1 protein-coding gene is annotated in these 1138 nt (G+C 68.3%); it reads left to right on the forward strand.

All coding sequences use genetic code 11. The features are described 5' to 3' along the window. The coding region (trxB, locus tag C4N9_RS21625) for a thioredoxin-disulfide reductase (RefSeq protein WP_109535417.1) at positions 1 to 930 on the forward strand (930 nt) is incomplete at its 5' end. Between the last annotated feature and the right edge of the window lie 208 nt (positions 931 to 1138).

The following is a 1138-nucleotide window of genomic DNA, read 5'->3' on the forward strand; positions in this document are numbered from 1 at the left end:
AAACACACGCGCGTGCTGATCATCGGCTCGGGGCCTGCGGGCTATACGGCGGCGGTTTACGCGTCGCGGGCGATGCTGGAGCCGGTGCTGGTGCAGGGGATGCAGCCGGGCGGGCAGCTGACCATCACCACCGATGTCGAGAACTGGCCGGGCGATACCTCGGTCATGGGGCCTGACCTGATGGCGCGGATGGAGACCCATGCGCGCGAGATGGGCACCGAGATCATCACCGACATCATCCTGTCGCTGGACCTCTCGCAGCGCCCCTTCACCGCCAAAGGCGACAGCGGCACGACCTATACGGCCGATGCCGTGATCCTCGCCACCGGCGCGCAGGCGCGCTGGCTGGGCCTGCCCTCCGAGGCGAAGTTCCAGGGGTTCGGCGTCTCGGCCTGCGCGACCTGCGACGGGTTCTTCTATCGCGGCAAGGAGATCGTCGTGGTCGGCGGCGGCAACACGGCGGTGGAAGAGGCGCTGTTCCTGACCAATTTCGCGTCCAGGGTGACGCTGGTCCATCGCCGCGACAGCCTGCGCGCCGAGAAGATCATGCAGGAGCGGCTGTTCAGGCATGAAAAGATCTCGGTGATCTGGGACAGCGAGGTGGTCGAGGTGCAGGGCACCGAGATGCCGCTGGGCGTGACCGGGGCGAAGATCCGCAACGTGAAGACCGGCGCCGAGACGGTGCTGCCCTGCGAGGGCTTCTTCGTGGCGATCGGCCATGCCCCGGCCTCGGAACTGGTCGCGGACCAGCTGGAACTGCATTCGGGCAAGTATGTCTGGGTCGAGCCGGGCACGACGCGCACCTCGGTGCCGGGGGTCTTCGCGGCGGGGGACCTGACGGATCACACCTACCGGCAGGCGGTGACCTCGGCCGGCATGGGCTGCATGGCCGCGCTCGACGCCGAGCACTGGCTGGCGGCGCAGGACTGAAGCGCAGGACTGACACACAGGACTGAGGCCGCCACCGCCGCGCGCGCGTCGAGGTCGCAAAAGAGGGGGCGCTGCCCCCTCGCCCTGCGGGCTCACCCCCGGGATATTTCCGGAACAAAGAGGCGCGGTGAACGAAAGCCTGCCGCGCCATCTTTGTTCCCCAAATATCCCAGGGGGTCCGGGGGAGGATCCCCCGCCTTCGGGAGCA

The sequence above is a fragment of the Pararhodobacter marinus genome (assembly GCF_003122215.1).
GTDB lineage: Bacteria > Pseudomonadota > Alphaproteobacteria > Rhodobacterales > Rhodobacteraceae > Pararhodobacter > Pararhodobacter marinus.